The 17,732-nt window shown below is 65.6% G+C and carries 9 protein-coding genes; 2 read left to right on the top strand and 7 right to left on the bottom strand.

Going from position 1 to position 17,732, the window contains the following annotated elements; genetic code table 11:
• Positions 1-50: 50 nt before the first annotated feature.
• The 7 genes from ACSFA3_RS10380 to ACSFA3_RS10350 form a co-directional block, all read right to left on the bottom strand.
• Entirely contained in the window at positions 51-5,732 is a 5,682-nt protein-coding gene (locus tag ACSFA3_RS10380) for a YDG domain-containing protein (protein ID WP_435505364.1), read from the bottom strand.
• A 100-nt stretch (positions 5,733-5,832) separates the two neighbouring features.
• Positions 5,833-7,464 (bottom strand): ShlB/FhaC/HecB family hemolysin secretion/activation protein, encoded by a 1,632-nt coding sequence (locus ACSFA3_RS10375; RefSeq protein WP_435505363.1) that lies wholly within the window; start codon positions 7,462-7,464, stop codon positions 5,833-5,835.
• A 469-nt stretch (positions 7,465-7,933) separates the two neighbouring features.
• Positions 7,934-10,057, bottom strand: a complete 2,124-nt coding sequence (locus tag ACSFA3_RS10370; RefSeq protein ID WP_435505362.1) for a TonB-dependent receptor family protein — start codon at positions 10,055-10,057, stop codon at positions 7,934-7,936.
• Between the two features lie 110 nt (positions 10,058-10,167).
• Positions 10,168-11,139, bottom strand: a complete 972-nt coding sequence (locus ACSFA3_RS10365) for a ferritin-like domain-containing protein (protein WP_435505361.1) — start codon at positions 11,137-11,139, stop codon at positions 10,168-10,170.
• Positions 11,140-11,254: 115 nt separating this feature from the next.
• Positions 11,255-12,079: a MetQ/NlpA family ABC transporter substrate-binding protein gene (locus tag ACSFA3_RS10360; protein WP_435505360.1), complete on the bottom strand. Its 825-nt coding sequence runs from the start codon at positions 12,077-12,079 to the stop codon at positions 11,255-11,257.
• A 44-nt stretch (positions 12,080-12,123) separates the two neighbouring features.
• The gene (locus tag ACSFA3_RS10355; protein ID WP_435505359.1) at positions 12,124-12,786 is read right to left on the bottom strand and encodes a methionine ABC transporter permease; all 663 of its coding nucleotides are present in this window, start codon (positions 12,784-12,786) and stop codon (positions 12,124-12,126) included.
• Entirely contained in the window at positions 12,779-13,639 is an 861-nt protein-coding gene (locus ACSFA3_RS10350) for a methionine ABC transporter ATP-binding protein (RefSeq protein ID WP_435505358.1), read from the bottom strand. The genes ACSFA3_RS10355 and ACSFA3_RS10350 overlap by 8 nt, the downstream gene beginning before the upstream one ends.
• Before the next feature lie 369 nt (positions 13,640-14,008).
• Here ACSFA3_RS10350 and ACSFA3_RS10345 point away from each other — a divergent pair, with 369 nt between their 5' ends.
• Positions 14,009-14,674: a hypothetical protein gene (locus tag ACSFA3_RS10345; protein ID WP_435505357.1), complete on the top strand. Its 666-nt coding sequence runs from the start codon at positions 14,009-14,011 to the stop codon at positions 14,672-14,674.
• Positions 14,675-14,769: 95 nt separating this feature from the next.
• Positions 14,770-17,625: a beta strand repeat-containing protein gene (locus ACSFA3_RS10340; RefSeq protein ID WP_435505356.1), complete on the top strand. Its 2,856-nt coding sequence runs from the start codon at positions 14,770-14,772 to the stop codon at positions 17,623-17,625.
• Positions 17,626-17,732: the final 107 nt, after the last annotated feature.

Below are 17,732 nucleotides of genomic sequence, written 5' to 3'. Positions count from 1 at the left end.
AGAACGAAGAAAGTTGGAAAACCGGCCCGGTCTACCCGGGCCGTTGCAACTCACAGGCTGGAAACCTTGGTCGCAGCGCCCGGCTGTGCCGATCCCTGGGCATACTGCACCACGACTGCCTTCACGCTTTCGGCCGCGATGTCGAACCGCTTCTTCGCCACGGTCAGCGCATAGGCGGTGATCGCTTCGGCGTCCATGCTGGTTCCGCTCGCCGGTACCAGCGCCACCAGCGTGCCGTCGGACTGCAGCGTCACGCGCATTTCCATCACGTCGCCGTTGTTGAGCGCCACCGTGCCGATGGCCGTCTGCGCGCCCGCCACGAGCACCCTCGGCGGCGTCGCCGTCGCGGTGCCGCTGGACGTCAGCGAAATCGCATTGCCAAGATCGTTCACCTCGTAACGGCCTTCCGGCTGTGGAACTTCCTGGGCGGCGCGCGTGCTGTAGACGGCGACCGCGCTCCGCACCGGCGCCGTGGCCACGCCTTCGTCGATGGCCAGGCTCAGGCGGCCGTTGCCGGTCAGCACCGCATCGGCGAGCACCAGCGGCTGGGCTGCCGGCGCGGTGGTCGACGCAGACCGCAAACCGCTCGCTGCCGGCATGCCGGACAGTGCGGCGGTCAGTGCTGGAGAGACCGTCACGAGACTGGTCTGCGTCGCCGCGACAGCGACCGTGCCTTGCGACCCGGAACCCACGATGGAAGCCGAGGTGCCGCTGTCGCGGCTCGCCGACGTGGCCGTCGCGTTGGCGCCGCTCTGGTCGGCGATCAGCGCCACCGGCGTACCGGTGGTCTGTTGCGCCACGATCGTTGCCTGGCCGGTCGTCGTGGAACGGTCGAACACGTAGTTCCCGGCATCGGCGCCGGTCAGCGCCAGACCGGAGACGGTCGCGTTCTTGTTCTCGCCGACAGTCGGCGTGTCGAAAGTGCCGCTGCCGCCCACACCCGCCACGCGGTCACCGGCGACGATGCCGCCGAGCGTCAGCGCGCCGACGGTCGCGGCGGTGTTGCCGTCGTAGACCTTCGGATTCACCTGTGCAGCGCCGACGGTCAGCGCCTTCGGCGTGATGCTCGCCGTACCGATCGTGGCACCGGCATCGACGACGTAGTTGCGTGCATCCGCGCCGGCCAGCACGATGCCGCCGCCGGTCACGTTCTTGGCCGTGCCGACGTTCTTCGTATCGAAGGCGCCGACGCTGCGCGCACCGCTGCTGAGCGAGTCGCCCGCCACGACACCGGTGAAGGCGACGTTGGCGATCGACGTGACGGTGTTGCCGTCGTATACCTTGCCGGTGACGCTGGCCGATGCCGTGACCGTTTTCGGTGTGATCGCTGCGGTGGCGACCTGCGCCGTCGTGTCGAATCGGTAGTTGCCCGCTTCGCTGCCTCCGATCGAGATGCCGCTGCCGCTGATCGACTTCACGCTGCCCGCGTTCTTGTCCGCGAAGCTGCCGGCGGTGCCGATGGCGGAAACCGCGTTCCGGTCGCCGGCGACCAGGCCCACCAGCTGAACGCCTGTCAGGACTGCGGCGGTGGAGCCGTCGTAGACCTTGTCGGTGCCGGTCGCGGATGCCGTGATCGTCTTCGGCGTGATCGCGCCGGTGCCGATCGCAGCCGTGGCGTCGAAGACGTAGTTGCCGGCGTCCGCGCCGGACAGCACGATGCCCGCGCCCGTCACGTTCTTGGCCGTGCCGACATTCTTCGTGTCGAAAGTGCCGGTGCTGCCGGTGCCGCTCGACAGCGCATCGCCGCTCACGACGCCGGTGAAGGCGACGTTGCCGATCGTCGCGACGGTGCTGCCGTCGTAGACCTTGTCGGTGATGCTCGCGGTTGCCGTGATCGTCTTCGGCGTGATGGCGGCGGTGCCGATGGCCGCCGTGGTGTCGATCACGTAGTTGCCGGCGTCCGCGCCGGCCAGCACGATGCCCGCGCCGGTCACGTTCTTGGCCGTGCCGGCGTTCTTCGTGTCGAAGGTGCCGGTACTGCCGGCGCCGCTCGACAGCGTGTCGCCGCTCACGACGCCGGTGAAGGCGACGTTGCCGATCGCGGCGACCGTGCTGCCGTCGTACACCTTGTCGGTGACGGCGGCCGTTGCCGCGATCGTCCTGGGCGTGATGGCCGCGGTGCCGATGGAAGCGGTGCTGTCGAACACGTAGTTGCCAGCGTCCGCGCCGGCCAGCACGATGCCCGCGCCGGTCACGTTCTTGGCCGTGCCGACATTCTTCGTGTCGAACGTGCCGACACTCGATGAACTGCTGGCGACGGCATCGCCGGAGACGACGCCGGTCAGAGCGACGTTGGACACCTGCGCTGCGGTACTGCCGTCGTAGACCCTGTCCGCGACGCTGGCTGCGGCGGTGATCGCCTTCGGCGTGATCGCGGCCATTGCCGTGGCGGAGACACCCGTGACGTCGTAGTTGCCCGCATCGGCGCCGGAAAGCACGAGGTTCGTCACGTTCACGGTCTTGCCCGTGCCTACGTCCTTGGTCGCGAAGGCGCCGGTACCCGTGCCCGACAGCGAGTCGCCCGAGGCGACGTTGGTGAACGTGACGCCGGTCACGGTGGCGCTGGTATTGCCGTCATACACCTTGCCCGCGGCCGTCGCCGAAGCGCTGTTCTGCTGGACTGTCAGGACGCGCTTGTCGACCTCTCCGATCAGCGCGCTGGCGGTCGGATTGAACCGGTAGCCGTAGACGGCCACGTTGCCGTTGGTCGCCGAATCGATGGCGATGCCGGAAACGCTGACCTGCTTGGTCGTGCCGACGTTCTTGCTGTCGTAGATCGCGGCACCGGCGGAGCCGACCTGGAACGTCACGTTGTCGCCGTTGACGGCGCCGGTGTTCGAGAAGTTCGACGTGGCGAGCGTGGCGACCGAGTTGCCGTCGTAAGTCTTGACGACCTGGCCGGTCAGCGACACGTTGACGATCGGCGCCTCGGTGTAGAGGAAACCGTTGCCGGTGCCCTGCACCACGTCGGCGGCGGTACCGCCGAGGTAGCGCGCGTTGTACTGCTTGAAGCCGTTGACGAGCGCGCCTACCGTGTCCTGCGGCGCGGTCGTCGAGTAAACCAGCCAGCGGCCGCCGTTGCCGATCGTCGATAGCACCGAAGGACTCGGGCTGTTGTTGATGAAGTTACGTCCTGCCGAAAGAACGATCGCGTTCCCGTTCGTGCCGTAAGAGAGCACGCTGCCGTTCGTCCCGATCGTCACGTCCTGACCTGCCTGCGCCACAACCTTGCTGGTTGCAGAAGTGTTGGAGTTGCCAAGTTGGCCGTCGATCGCGATCGTTCCATTGAGCAACTTGAGCGTATCGCTCGCATTGAAGGCGAAGCCGGTGGTCGGGACAGTGGTCGTGCCGGTGCCGTCGGCACGGCCGATCGTCAGGTTCCTGATGCCAGCGAGCTTGGCGAAAGTGCTCGCGCGGGCAATGCCGGTGGCCGCGCCGTTCAGGTCGATGTTGGCTGCGACGTCGTAAGGCTGCAGGATCACGCTGGCGGTCGACACGTTGGTCACCGTCGCGTTGCTGAAGTCGATGTCGCTGGCACGCAGGGTCAGCGCGCCGGCGCCGGTGTTCAGGCTGACCGTGCTGGTGAACGTGATCGCGCCGTCGGTGTAGATGCCCGAGCCGGCGTTCATGACGAACGGCGAATCGACGGTGACCGGACCGTTGACCGAAAGGATGCCGCCCAGCGTGCGGGTGCCGTTGGTCCAGCTGCCGTCGGCCCGGAAAACGATGCGTCCCGTTCCCAGCGTCATGTTGGAATTCAGGTCGATGTTGCCGCCGCCCGCAGACACGTAGAAGTTGCCGCCGTTGGTGACCACCGGTGCGGTCATGGAATAGCCGCCGCCGCCCTGGTTGTCGGAGTCGGCCCAGACACGGACGTAGCCGCCGTGGGTCGTCACCGAACCGCCCACGCTGACGCCGTCCGCGCCGTAAAGCGTGATCGATCCGGCACCGGGGGTTCCGCTGCCGACCACGTTGACGTCGTGCGAAGGCAAGGTGACCGGATTGGTTCCGGTGCCGTGCGCGATCAGGTTGGGCATGTTGACGAGTTCGCCCGTGCCGGTGCGGGCGGTGACGAACATGAGACTTCCGGTTCCGAAGACCTCGACCGTGTTCTCGTGGTTGTCGAATCTGATGTAGCCCTGTCCGGACGTGCCGCCCTCGACGCGCAGGCTGACGTCGTTGGCCATCGTCAGTCGACCATTGCCGCCGTTGAGTGCGAGATCCTGGAACGTGATGTCGCCGGTCGCCTGCATGAGGACGTTGGCGTTCTGCGCTTCCAGCGTGGATGCGTAGACGGTGACCGTGCCGGTGCCGTTGGCATAGTCGCCGCTCGTGCCGCTTCCGCCGCTCACGGTGATCGTCGTCGGGTCGAGCAGCAGGTCGCCGGTGGTGCCGTGGGCGGCACGGGCGTCGGTCGAGCCGTTGTAGGCGAGCGTCTGCTTGCCGGAAACTTCAGCCGTGCCGCCGTTGCCGCCGTTCGCACCGCCGCGCACGGCGATGCTGCCGTCGAAGCGCGTGGCGCCGTCGCTCCAGAGCACGACCTTGCCGCCGTCGCCGTTGCCGGTCGCGTCGGCGCGCACCGAGACGCTGCCGTCGGCCGTCACCGTGGTCGCGTTGGCTATTCCGCTGTCCTTGCCCTGCCATCCGCCGCCGACATTCACGGTGCCGCCGCCGGTCGCGCCGCTGGCGTCGAGCGTCGCGCCGCCGTCGAGCGCGATCGACTGGCCGGTCACGACGATCGAGCCGCCCTTCCCGGTCGCCGAGCTCGCGTCGAGCGTGCCCGACACGTGCGTGCTGCCGCCGGCCGCGTCGCCGTCGAGCAGGATGCGGCCGTTGCGCGCCACCAGGCCCCTGGCCTCGATCGTGCCGGTGTTGTTGACCACGCTGCCGAGCAGCGCATCGGCGCCGCGCGCGGTCAGCGCGACCAGGCCGCCGGCTGCGCTGATGCTGCCGCTGTTCTCGGCGGCTGCGTCGAGCGCGCCGCGCTCCACCTTGACGCTGATCAGTCCGTCGCCCACGAAGTCGAGGTTGACCGTGTCGCCGGCAGCCAGCGCCGTGCTGCCGCCCGGCGTGGAGATGGTTCCGCTGTTGCTCACCTTGGGCGCCATCAGCACCACGACGCCGCCGGCGGAGGTCTGGATATTGCCCTTGTTGACGACCGCGCCGGCGCCATTCCCGCCGGTGAACCGGCTGCCGCCGGCCATGAAGTCGCTGTCGGAGATGCCAAGAGAGGAAGCGACCAGGCCACCCACGTTGACCTGCGCGCCGGCGCCGATCACCACGCCGTTCGGGTTCAGCAGCCAGACGTTGCCGTTGGCATTGATCGTGCCGAGGATGCTGCTGGCCGCGCCGCCGCCGGTGACGCGATTGAGGGCGATGCTGCTCGCGTTCGGCTGGTCGAAACGCACCGTGGCGCCAGTGCCGACATCGAACGAGTTCCAGTTGGTCACGACGCGCTGCGTGGCCTGCGACACGGTCAGCTGATTGCCGACCTGCGTCAGGGTCGCCGCTCCGGCGACGACGTTGCCGCCGGTCGGCAAGGCCTGCGCCAGGGCGCCGCCCGAAGCGCCGAGCACCAGGGCCGCGGCCAGAGCGCCGGCCGCGCCAACCATGCCGGAAATACCCGACGTGCGCTTGCCGCGACCGGAGGTGTGCTCCGCCACGGCGACATAGGTGTTGGACAGCTCGTTCCAGACGAGCCGATAGATGTGATTCAGCGATGCGCTCTTCATGATTGAAGTCCTGGGAATTCGGGAACAAAAGGGGGGGCACGGCAGGCGGACGCCGCCGTGCGATCTAGGCCTCTAGGCCGGTGTCGGCAGGGTCAGGCGTTCAGAACGCGTAGGCGGCCTGGACCCAGGCGCGCCAGTTGCTGCTGCGGCTGTCGGCGTCGCGGCCGTTGAGGCTGCGGCCGGGGTTGTCGCCCAGCGTGCGCGCCACGGCGGCGCGCACGGTCCAGCGACCCATCCACAGGTTGGCGCCCACGCCCGCACCCGAAAGGTTGTAGCTGTTGGTGTTGCCGGCGTTCGCGATCGAGCCGGCCCAGAGGTTCTTGTGCAGCGTCACGTGGCCGGTATCGATGAAACCGAGCAGTTGCAGCTTGCGGTCGCTGCCGATGTCCAAGTTGCGACGCAGTTCCAGCGTGCCGATCACGCCCTGGTCGCCGGCGGCTTCGCCCACCGCATAGGCCCGGACGCCAGAAGGTCCGCCAAGGATGAACTTTTCCGAGGAATCGAGATTGCTGCTGGCGAGCTGGCCCGAGGCGCCGGCGAAAAGTGTCCATTCCGAACCCGGCGTGCCGCCGAGGTTCTGCAGGCGACTCGCACGAAGCGCCAGCTTCTCGAAGCCGCCGTGCGTGCGCGCGGTCAGGCTGTCGAAGAAGCGGTCGTCGGCATTGCCGGACAGATTGGTGCGACCCGCTTCGAGCCAGGCGCCGCCTTCCGTGACGCCACCGCCGCCGAAATCATCGACGCGATTGCCGTTCAGGCCGAACGTCAGGCTGTCGACCTTGCGCGAGCGCACCTGCAGGCCGAGCACTTCGTCCTTGAGCTGGCGATGTTCGTAGGTGGCCGAAGCAGTAAGGTTTCGCTCGCGCGTCCGCAGCAGCGGGTAGTTCAGGCCGAGCTGGGCCGTCGCTGCGTCGCCGCGCAGGTCCAGTGGACGGAACACTTCCTGGTCGACGTGGTAGCGCAGGTACGACGCACCGGCGTTCAGGCGCAGGCCCGACGGCGTCAGCGGCACGCTGTAGTTCAGGTTGGCCAGCGTGCTGCCGGTCGACCTGGTGACGCCGAGCCCGGCCACGTCGCCGAGCCCGAACGGATCGTCGAGCTGGACCTGCGCCCCGACACGGGCCGTGCCTGTGCTGCGGTTGCCGAAGTTGTCGGCCCAGACGCTGCCCAGCACGACCGGCCCCTGAGCTGCGTCGATGACCAGACGGCTGGTGCCGGGTTCGCTGCCGCGTTCGAGCGTCGACCGCGCGGTGACGCCGGGCAGATCGTTGATGAGCAGCACGGCGCGTTCGAGATCTTCCGAGCGCAACGGCTTGCCGGCCGGCAATGCGGGTTCGGCGATGGCCTGGATGCGGGTCGCGGCAATGCGCGTGGTGCCGCGAACGACGATGCGGTCCGCGTCGGACTGCAATCGGCCGGCCGAGACGGCGACTTCGAGATTGCCGTCGGTCAGGTCCTGCCGCGGCAGATAGGCGCGCGCCAGGATGTAGCCGCGTGCCCGAAGTTCACGCGAGATGGTTTCGGCGATCTGCAGCAATTCGGGATGACCGACCGTGCGACCGATCGACGATGCTGCAAGCGCGGCGAGATTTTCCGCATCCGCGGTCGCGGTGTCGCCTGTGAAGCGGACCGAACGGAGCTGAACGACCAGCCCCTCGGCTATGCCGGCAGACGGCGTGGCCGCCGGCAATCCGGTGGTTTGCGGAGCAAGGCCGGAAGGCGGCGCGACGGGCAATGTTCTCTGCTGCTCATTCAGCAACTGCCCGGCATTGGGGGCATTGGGAATTGTTTGCGCGGCAGCTTGATGAACACCGAATGCTGCAAATCCTATTAGCGCGACCGCAGAGCAAATGGAACGCTGAAGAAATTCATTCTTGCTGGGCGAAGACAGTTTTCTCGAATAGATCATTGACAGAGCTTTTTGTAAACCCGGCGACCCACAGCCTCGACTGTCGATCGACGTCCGCATGGCAGTTGCGAAAGAAAGATTGAATTGACAGTCTCAGTTTACGAAAAGACACATATCTACACACAAATTTGAGACACTATTTGTAAGAAATAGCTCAAATCCTCTATCTGGTGACTTGATTAGCAATACTTATGTATTACTAACAGATAGTTTTTTAAAAACACTCATTCGAAGTGAAATTTCTATCGTTCGAATTGTCTTTTCAATTTGACGCTTATCGCCAAATCAGGTGCGGTCAAAACCGGTAAGCGCCGCCAATGCCCGCAGTCCAGGTGCGTCCCGGAGCGGGCTCGTAGTAACGTGCATTGCCTTCATTGACGATCACGGAGCCGACGATGCTGCGATTGAACAGGTTGTCGATACGCGCAAACGCATTGAATTCCCAACGCCGCCATCGGACGACGTAACCGCCTTGAAGCGCAGCGACCATATAGCCCGCCGCCGCAGCGGAATTGGCATCATTTGCCGCGATGCGTCCCAATGCACGCAATTCGGCACCCGCGCGCCATCCTTCGGGCGGTGCGTAGCCGAACGACGCGAACACCGATTGCTTCGCGATGCCCGGAATCCGGTTGCCGGCCGCGACCGCGTTGAAGCCGTCGGTGTAGCGCGCATCCAGCCACGTCGCCGCCAGTTGCGTGCGCCAGTGCGTCGACGTCTCGTGCAGCCATCCGAGTTCGAAACCCTCGCGCTTGGTACGGCCCGCGTTCTGGAAGGTCGCGCGGCCGCCGATGTTGGTGGCGGTGACGATCTCGTCGTCGGTGCGGGTCTGGAAAACGGCAGCGGTCAGCAGTCCGTCGGCGATTCGGGCCTTGGCGCCGGCTTCCACGCTGGTATTGACAGCCGGCTGCAGCGCGAAGTTCAAGCCGCCCAGGCCGCCAGGACGGTAGGAAAGTTCGTTCAGCGTCGGCGTCTCGAATCCGCGACCCACCGATACATAAAGGTTCAGGTTCTGGCTTGCCGCATAGCGCAACGCGGCGGCAGGCAAGGCCTTGTTGTACTTCGCATCGCCGCTGTCGTCGCCGTTCGCACCGCGCACGTAGCGGTCTTCCGAATCGAAACGAACGCTGCTGTGGCGCAGGCCGGCTTCCAGCGTCCAGCGGTCGGCGAAATCCCAGCGCGTCTGCACATAGGGATCGACGTTCGAGACGGTGTTGCGCTCGTCGCGCCGCAGCCGGCCGAGCACGCCCAGTTGACGCGGTGCGGCAGCGGTGCCGAAGAAGTTCTCGTAGCCCTGGCGCTTTTCATCGAGCGTGTCGTAGGCAACGCCGACGGCGACATCGAACGGTCGTCCGCCGAGTTGCAGGTGCGAGGTCCAGCGTGCGTCGAGCCCGGCGTAGCGGCGCTTCAGGTCGATGACGCCGCCGGCACTCAGCGGACTGGCCTGCGCGGATGGCGGAATCGCCTGGAACTGCGTCGTCTCGCGCTGGCCACCGTAAAGCATCAGGCGCACATCGCTCGTTGCGTCGACGCGCTTTTCGTACAGCAGGCCGAGCTGGGTCTGGTCCACCGACTTGCGCGTGTCGTACTGCGCGGCGAGCGCTGCACCGCGACGGTTGCTGTCGAGCTGCGCCTGCGTGAGGCCGAGCGGGTCCTGCGCGTCGATGCGCACGCTGTTGGCGATCAGCGTGACCTTGCTCCCGTCATCCAGCCGGATGCCGAGCTTGGCATTGGCTATGTCGCGTTTCGCCTCGCTGTGGTCGCGATAGCCATCGGTGCGGAACCGGCTGGTGCTCAGGACGTAATCCACATTGCCGGTGCTGCCGGACGCTTTCGCGCCGATGCGCGAGGTGCCGTCGCTGCCACCCGCGACGGAGAAGCCCAGCGTCGGCGGGCCTTCTCCGTCTTCGGTGAAGACCTGGATCACGCCGCCCGACGAGTTGCCGTACAGCGCCGAGAACGGTCCGCGGAGTACTTCCACGCGGTCGGCCGAACCGATGTCGATGTTTGAACTCTGCCCTTGGCCGTCGGGCAGCGTGGCTGGAATGCCATCGATGTAGAGCCGCACGCCGCGCAGTCCGAACGTCGAGCGGGCGCCGAAACCGCGGATGGAAATCTGCAGGTCTTGCGCGTAGTTCTGGCGGTTCTGCACCTGAAGCCCCGGCACGCCGCCGAGGCTTTCGGACAGGTTGACCTGCAGTTTGCCCTCGCGCAACTGTTGGCGGTCCACCACATCGACCGAGCCGGGCATGTCGAACGGGATAACCGCGCCGCGCGGCGTGGACACGGTGACAGGGCTCAGACTTGGTGTGGCATCTGCCTGTGCAACAGGAGCTGCGCCGGGTGATGTCGCAGGTGTCTGCGCATGGAGCGCGGCGGAAAGAAGGGTGAGGGAGGCAGCTGTTGCAATGCTTTTCATGCGCCGCATTCTGCAATTGCTTTTTGCAGAATCGCGACCGGATACGACCCCGATCGAAAGATGTTTTTACCTAGAAGAAAGCATCGGGATGCTTGATATAAGCGCCTGCTTCAAGAGCGCGAATGTGCGGCGTCGCGCAGCGCCTTGATTTCGTCGTGGTTGCGCTGCGCACCATGCATCCGCCGTTGCACTACGCTGCGCACATCGCCCGGAAGCTGCTGCTTCAGCGCCTTGCGATAGCGCGCCAGCGATGCATCTTCTCCGCGCTCGGCTTCGTCGAGGATCGAAGCTTCGCCGTTGGCACCGACCGCATCCTTCACCTTGACCCAGCCGCGATGCAGCGCGCCGGTCGTCGTGCCGCCCTCCGCTGGCTCGCCACCGTAGGCGACGATCAGCGGAATCAGCTCGGCCGCGGCGTCGCGGCAACTGTTCGAACGCGCGTCGAAGACTTGCTTGAGGCTGGCGGATTCGACGGCCTCCGCGCTTGCGCGAAAACCGTATTCGCCGTCGCGGGCGTTTTCCAGCAGATCGTTCAGGATGTCCGCCACTTCATCGTTGGCCAGCGGTTCGTCGGAGATTTCATCTTCGGTCGCATCGAGATTCGAGGCGCTGAAATACGTCCGGTCGGCGCGATACCAGGCCGCACGCGTCGCATCGCGTGCCTCGGTCCATTCCAGTGCGGAATTGCCGCGGTAAGTCGCCCACTCGCGTTCGAGGTGCGGCTCGGCTGCATCGAATTCGTCGGTACGGTTGGCCCGGCCCGACCAGCCCAGCGCATAAGCGGGACCGTAATCGTCGTAACTGCTGCCGGGCCGCACATACGATTCGCGAACGTAGTTCTCGCGCCAGTGGGCATCTTCGGCAGTCGGATTGACCTGCTCGGCCACGATCTTGCCGCTCATGCCGCCAACGATGGCGCCGGCCACCATGCCGGCGATTGCACCGGCCGGTCCGCCCATCGCACCGAATGCCGCGCCGGCCAGCGCACCGCTCGCGGAGCCCACGCCGGTGCCGACAGGATGTGCGCCGGGCGCCCCGGTGATCGGGTCGCGGTTCAGGTCGGTGTCTTTTTCGTTGGCCATGTCATGTGCTCCTTCGAGGGTTGTCGCAATGACGCCTGTGTGAAGCAACGGTTGGCCGACGCGAGTCGTCTACGCCCTACGTTGCGTGTAGGGCTTGGCCGTGGCTACCGGTGCATCACTGCAGGAAAGCGGGCTTGGCATAGCCCTGGAACCTGCTGTCGACCACGGCCTTGTATTCGCTGGACTTGAAGGCGTCGATCACATCCTTGGTCCACGGCGCATCCTTGTCCGTGCGCTTGACGGCGACGACGTTCAAGTAGTGGTCCGGGGTCTTCTCCAGCACGATGGCTTCGGTCAGCTTCAGGCCGGAAGAGATGGCGAAGTTGCCGGTGATGATCGCGAAATCGGTGTCGCCGAGCGAGCGCGGCAGTTGCGCGGCTTCAAGCGGAATGAACTTCAGCTTGCGCGGGTTCTCGGCGATGTCTTTCTCCGAAGCGCGCAGCGCATCGATACCCGGCTTCAGCGTCACCAGCTTGTTCTGCTCCAGCAGCGTCAGAGCGCGAGCCAGGTTGCTTGGATCATTAGGCAGCGTCACGCGGTCGCCGTCCTTCGCTTCCGCGAGCGATTTTCGGTTCTTCGAGTAGACGCCGAGCGGTGCGATCGGACCCTGAACGAGTTCAACCAGATCGAGCTTCTGGTCGATGGCGAACTTCTGCAGATAGACGCGGTGCTGGAAGAAGTTTGCGTCGAGCGAGCCCTGCGCGAGCGCGAGGTTGGGCTGCACGTAATCGTTGAACTCGACCAGCTTGACCTTGTAGCCCTTCTTTTCGAGGATCGGCACGATGCCGAGCTTCAGCTGGTCGATGTTCGAGCCGGCGGTGCCGCCGATGACGAGGTCTTTCTTGGCGGCCTGGGCCTGCGCATCGAGCGACAGCGCGCCCATCGACAGAGCGGCGATCGACAAGGCGAGGAAGGAGCGGCGGAGAGCGGAAGTTTTCATGCGAACAGAACTCAAGTGAGAAAACAAGGGGGCGAGCAAAAGCTCTAGCGTTTGTCGAGGCGGCGTGCGGCCGTGTTGCCGACGAACTGGATCAGTTGAACCAGCGCCACCAGCAACACGACGGTGAACACCATCACGTCGGTCTGGAAGCGGTAGTAGCCGTAGCGGATGGCCAGGTCGCCGATGCCGCCGCCGCCGACCACGCCGGCGATCGCCGAGTACGACAGGAAGCTCACCGCCAGCACGGTTAGCGCCAGCACCAGACCCGAACGCGCCTCGACCACCAGCACGCGCCAGACGATCTGCAGTTCGGTGGCGCCCATCGCGTGCGCGGCCTCGATCACGCCGCGCGGCACTTCGCGCAGGCACTGGTCTACCAGCCGCGCAAAGTACGGAATCGCAGCGATCGACAACGGCACCGACGCCGCCAGCGGACCGATCGACGTGCCGGCGATCACCCGCGTGAACGGCACCAGCGCGACCAGCAGGATGATGAAAGGGAAAGAACGGACCGTGTTCACCAGCCAGTTGAGCACCACGAAAGCCGGCTTGTTCTGCAGCGATTGGCCGGGGCCGAGCAGGAACAGCAGCACGCCGAGCGGCCCGCCGATCAGCACCGCTGCCGAAAGGCCGATGCCCAGCATCATGAAAGTCTGCGCCGTGGCGAGCCCGAGTTCGGGAAGGATGGCTGCGATGTTCTCAGGCATGGACGGCCTCCTTTTCGACTTCCGACGCAGAAACCGCGTCTGCTTCGCGCGCCTCCCGGGCGTCACGCTCGCGGCGGCGTACCAGCGCGTCGATCTCCCGACCCAGCGACGTCAGTCGCGGCGCCAGCGGCGCATCGTCGACGGCGAACTGCTCGATCAACCGGCCGTTCTCGAGAATCGCGACCTGACGGCACAGCACCTCGACCACTGACAGCTCGTGCGTGACGATGACGATCGTCACGCCGATCTTCAGATTGATTTCGCGCAGCGTTTCGAGCAGCGAGCGCGTGGTTTCGCTGTCGAGCGCGGAGGTCGGCTCGTCGCACAGCAGCACCTGCGGACGCGGCGCCAGCGCGCGTGCGATGGCGACGCGCTGCTTCTGTCCGCCCGAGAGTTGCGCCGGATAGGTGTCGATCTTCTCGGCGAGCCCCACCAGCGCCAGGCATTCGCGCACCCGTGAATCGATTTCGGCGCGCGAATGGCGACCGTGGATCTTCAGCGGGAAGGCCACGTTGTCGAACACGGTCGCGTTCTGCAGCAGGTTGAACTGCTGGAAGATCATGCCGATCTGCTGGCGCGTGTCGCGCAGTTCGCTGCGCGACAGCGTCGTCAGGTCGCGCCCGCCGACGAACACCTGGCCGGCATCCGGGCGCTCCAGAAGATTGATGAGGCGCAGCAACGTCGACTTGCCGGCACCGCTCTTGCCGATCAGACCGAAGATTTCGCCTGCAGGAATGTCGAGCGTGAGCGAGCGGACCGCATCGAAGATTTCGCCACTGGGCAGCGCGAAGGATTTCTGGACGCCCTCGAGGTGGATGAGGGGAGCGTTGGGGGAAGCGTTGGGGGTGGCCATGGGAGATCGGGGACGGGGTCGGCCAGGCGCTCGACGCGTCGTCTTACCGACAAAGCTGGCGAGTATGCAAAAGATTGTTCAGAAACAGAACGACTTAATTTTCATCTCTTTATGCCGTTTCGGATCTATGGACATCGTCGTTCATGCGTTCGGACACGCGTTTATTCGACTTTGCACGCCTGAATAGGCATTAAGCAAAGCCACACCAAATATTGAACTAATGCTTTCGTTTTACTGAGAGCTGCATCGCTACGTCGATTGAACGTTTCGTTACTGTCGTAAGTCGCTTCGTTCCCGGGCGCTTTACCGGTTGATCTGCCCTCTGACACTTCGTTTCGATTCCAAGGTGCGAATCGCAGGAGTGGACCCATGATCAATCTGAAAAAGCAGCCGGACACCGTCCGTTCAAGCCCCCGAAGCCGCCGCGGCCTCGTGTGGTGGCTCTTGGCGGCGTTGGCGATTCCGTTGACGTTCGTCGGACCGCCGGCGCGCGCACAGCAGCCGGAAGTCGCACCCATGGCGAGGGCCGCCGGTGCACCGGTCAAGGAGCTCGTCGAAGCCAGTCTCCGGCAGTTCATCGTCGTGACGGGTACCGATGGCAAGGAGGAGTTCAAGGCCGCGGACAGCGTGAAGCCCGGCGACGTCCTCGAATACCGCGTGCGCTATGCCAACCACAGCGGCAAGGGCGTCAGCAATTTCACCGCCACGCTCCCGTTGCCGGAACAACTCGAGTACCTGCCGAAAAGCGCAACCCCCGGCGCCAACCTGGTTCAGGCCGCGACGGCCGACAACAAATACGCCGCAGAGCCGCTGATGCGCACTGCCCCGGGCAAGAAGACAGAGCCCGTCCCCTATGCCGAATACCGGTCGCTGCGCTGGAACCTCGGGCAGCTGCCCGCGGACGCGGTCACCGAAGTCGCTGCGCGCGCCCGTGTGGTGTTGCCCGCTCAGCCGCAAACCGTGTCGAACGCGCCGCAGGCACCGCCGCAACGGGTGGTCTGGACGTCGCCGGCAGTGGCCGTCGTGAAACCTTGAGGGAGGCGATGTCCGTTTCCATGATTTCCGTCTATCGAACCTTCGCGATTGCGTCGGCGAGATAGGCGGCTTTTTTTAGTCAAGAGGAGAAGTCGATGAAGATCAATTCGCCAATCCGTCCGACCGACGTCGGGCGCTGGGCGGTACTGAAGGCGGTCGTGGCTGTCGTGTCCGGGGGCGTCCTGCTTTCCCAGATCGCGCTGGCTGCCGTACCGGCCGCAGGCACCAACATCACCAATCAGGCAACTGCCACTTATCTGGACGGCGGCGGGGCTTCGCAGATCACGACGTCCAATCCGGTGACGACCATCGTCCAGCAGGTAGGCGCATACACGCTGACGCCGACGAGCAATACCCAGAGCGTCGCGGCAGGCCTCACCGCTTACATGCCCTACGTGCTGACGAATACCGGTAACGGCACAGACAATTTCATCGTTTCGTCCGGGGAAGCAGCCGGCGGTGCCGACTTCTCCCGCATCGAGGTCTACCTCGATACCGACGAAAACGGGAAGCCCGACAGCACGACACCGCTCTGCACCGCCGCCATTCCCGGCGCAGTCTGTTCCATTCTCCCGCGCACCCTTCCCGCCGGCGAAAAGTTCTCGTTCGTCGTGGCCTATCAGGTCCCGACCACCGCGACACCCGGCACTTGGGGCGGCGGCACCAATACGGCCACTGTGACCGTCGCACCGGTCGCGAGCGCGCTGGTCTACGCCACACCGTCGACCACCGCGACCGACACAGTCAACCTGGTAACCACCGCAGCGTTCTCGGTCAGCAAATCGATCGGCACGCCTTCGGTCGCAGCCACGTCGGCAGCGCCGAACCCCGGCGCATGGCCCACACCGTCGAGTGGCCAGCGCGGCACCGTAACCACGTACACCATCAACTACACCAATAACGTTGCAGTGGCTGGCAACCTGTATCTGCGTGATGCGCTTCCCAGCGGCTTCGCCTACCAGGCGGGAACGGCGGTATGGAGCTCCAACGGCGGCAATGCGCTGACCGAGGCTGCAGGCGGCGACACCAACATCGAGTTCGAAGCGGCGTCCGGCGTCATCCAGGCATTGGTGCCTGCGGTGAATCCCGGCGTGACCGGAACCTTGAGCTTCAAGGTGGCCGTGTCCGCGACGGCTTTGATCGGCACGGTCGACACCACCAACCAGGCGACCTACAGCGCCGTCGGTTGCCCGGCCATCACGACGATCGCAGGGGCAGGCGCTTCAGGCGCAACCTGCGGCAGCATCGCGACCACCAACGCGGCCGCCTTCACTGTGCTGGCGACGCGCGGCGTGACGCTCGATGTGATCGACCCGACGCCCAACACCGGCACGCCCGGCACCGGCGCCGACGTCAAGACGGCTCTGCAGATCGTTCCCGGCGGCTCGGCCACGTTCACGCACGTCGTGACCAACAACGGCAATGCGCCCGACAGCATCAACCTGACCGTCGCAACCCTGGGCAACACCTTCCCATCCGGCACGACATACAACTGGTTCGCGTCCGACGGCAGCACGCCGCTGCTCGACACCACCGGTGACGGCATCGTCGACACCGGCCCGATCGCAGCGAGTGCAAGCGTGACCACGGTCCTGAGGGTGACCATACCGTCGAACACCGTTGTGACTCCTAGCGCGAACCTGACGGCCAATGCGGTGGCGACTTCGTTCGGCGATCCGACCAAGCTCGATGCGGCAGGCAATGTCGTGACGAACGTGATCGGTTCACTGGTCGACCTGACCAACACCGCAGCAGGCACCGGCATCGGCAACATGGCCAACGGCGACATGGGTCCCGGCCCGGGTCCGACCGCGACGGTCACCGCGACGTCGACGGCCGGCGTGGTCGCACCGATCGCCCTGTTCGTCCGCAACAACGACATCCTGTCGAACAGCTACACGCTGTCGGCCAGCCAGACGCCATTGTTCCCGGGCAACCTGCCGGCCGGCTGGACGGCGACGTTCTCGACCAGCAGCACCTGCTCCGCCGGAACGATCACCAGCGTCACGGTGGCGCCGGGTACGCAGTCGACGGTCTATGCCTGCGTGACGGCGCCTGCGTCGTCGCCGAGTGTGGCGAATCAGCCTGTGTACTTCCAGGTCGTCTCGACAGGTCCGGCGTCCACCGGCGGCACCGTGAACGACATCATTCACGATGCCCTCACGGTAAGTTCGGTGATCAGCCAGAGCTTCGCATTGGTGGCCAATGGTTCGGGCCAGCTCGCGGCCAACGGCTCGCTGGCCTTCGCCCACACACTGACCAACACCGGCACCAACAGCTGCGGTGCGTTCAACATCTCGGCCGCTCCGACGACCGCGGCGTTGGCTGCGGGTTGGGCAACGGCGATCTACGTCGACACGGATGGCAGCGGCACCCTCAGCACCGGCGACACGCTCGTGACCACCGGCACTCTGCCGGCGGTTGCCGCAGCCGGTCAGACGAAGCTGCTGGTTCGCGTCTTTGCTCCGGGCGGCGCTCTCGCCGGCAACAGCGAGGTCGTGACCGTGACCATCGCCGACCAGAACGGGAGCGCGCCGGCAGGTTGCGGCACGCAGACCGTGACGGACACGAGCACCGTCGTGTCGGGCTCTATCGGTGTGGAAAAGACTCACGCACTGATCGTTGGCGCATGCCCTGTGACGCCGGTTCCGCTGGGTGCTCAAAGCGCTGCTCAACTGCTGGCGAACCCCGGCAGCTGCATCGTCTATGAGGTCACCGCAACCAACAAGGGCGTTGCACCGGTGACCAACGTCGTTCTTGCCGACGCGGCCCCTGCGCGGACGAGCCTGACCGCCGGCCAGCCAGCCAGCCAGTGCACCAGCAGCAACCTGACCGGCACTGCGGTCGCCTACAGCGTCACCGGCACCACCGTCGCGTGCGGCAGCTCCGCCAACGCGCTGGCGCCAGGCGGAACGATCGTTCTGCGCTTCGCGGTGCAGATCGACAACTGATCGCGCGACGCCATCGAAGTGCCGGCGGAATCGTTTCCGCCGGCCTCTCGCGGGAGGCGTCTGCCTCCCTTTTTTTCCTGCGCCCCTGCTCGCTCGAAAGAGCGCAC

It is taken from the genome of Variovorax glucosi (assembly GCF_051216695.1).
Taxonomy (GTDB): domain Bacteria; phylum Pseudomonadota; class Gammaproteobacteria; order Burkholderiales; family Burkholderiaceae_C; genus Variovorax.
Note: the sequence above shows the minus strand (reverse complement) of the source record. Positions and strands in the feature narration are given on the sequence as shown.

Bases quoted from the DNA above. Each gene is read 5' to 3' on its own strand.
- ACSFA3_RS10380 (WP_435505364.1), bottom strand. From the start codon at position 5,732: ATGAAGAGCGCATCGCTGAATCACATCTATCGGCTCGTCTGGAACGAG.
- ACSFA3_RS10345 (WP_435505357.1), top strand. From the start codon at position 14,009: ATGATCAATCTGAAAAAGCAGCCGGACACCGTCCGTTCAAGCCCCCGA.
- ACSFA3_RS10365 (WP_435505361.1), bottom strand. From the start codon at position 11,139: ATGGCCAACGAAAAAGACACCGACCTGAACCGCGACCCGATCACCGGG.
- ACSFA3_RS10350 (WP_435505358.1), bottom strand. From the start codon at position 13,639: ATGGCCACCCCCAACGCTTCCCCCAACGCTCCCCTCATCCACCTCGAG.
- ACSFA3_RS10370 (WP_435505362.1), bottom strand. From the start codon at position 10,057: ATGAAAAGCATTGCAACAGCTGCCTCCCTCACCCTTCTTTCCGCCGCG.
- ACSFA3_RS10360 (WP_435505360.1), bottom strand. From the start codon at position 12,079: ATGAAAACTTCCGCTCTCCGCCGCTCCTTCCTCGCCTTGTCGATCGCC.
- ACSFA3_RS10340 (WP_435505356.1), top strand. From the start codon at position 14,770: ATGAAGATCAATTCGCCAATCCGTCCGACCGACGTCGGGCGCTGGGCG.
- ACSFA3_RS10355 (WP_435505359.1), bottom strand. From the start codon at position 12,786: ATGCCTGAGAACATCGCAGCCATCCTTCCCGAACTCGGGCTCGCCACG.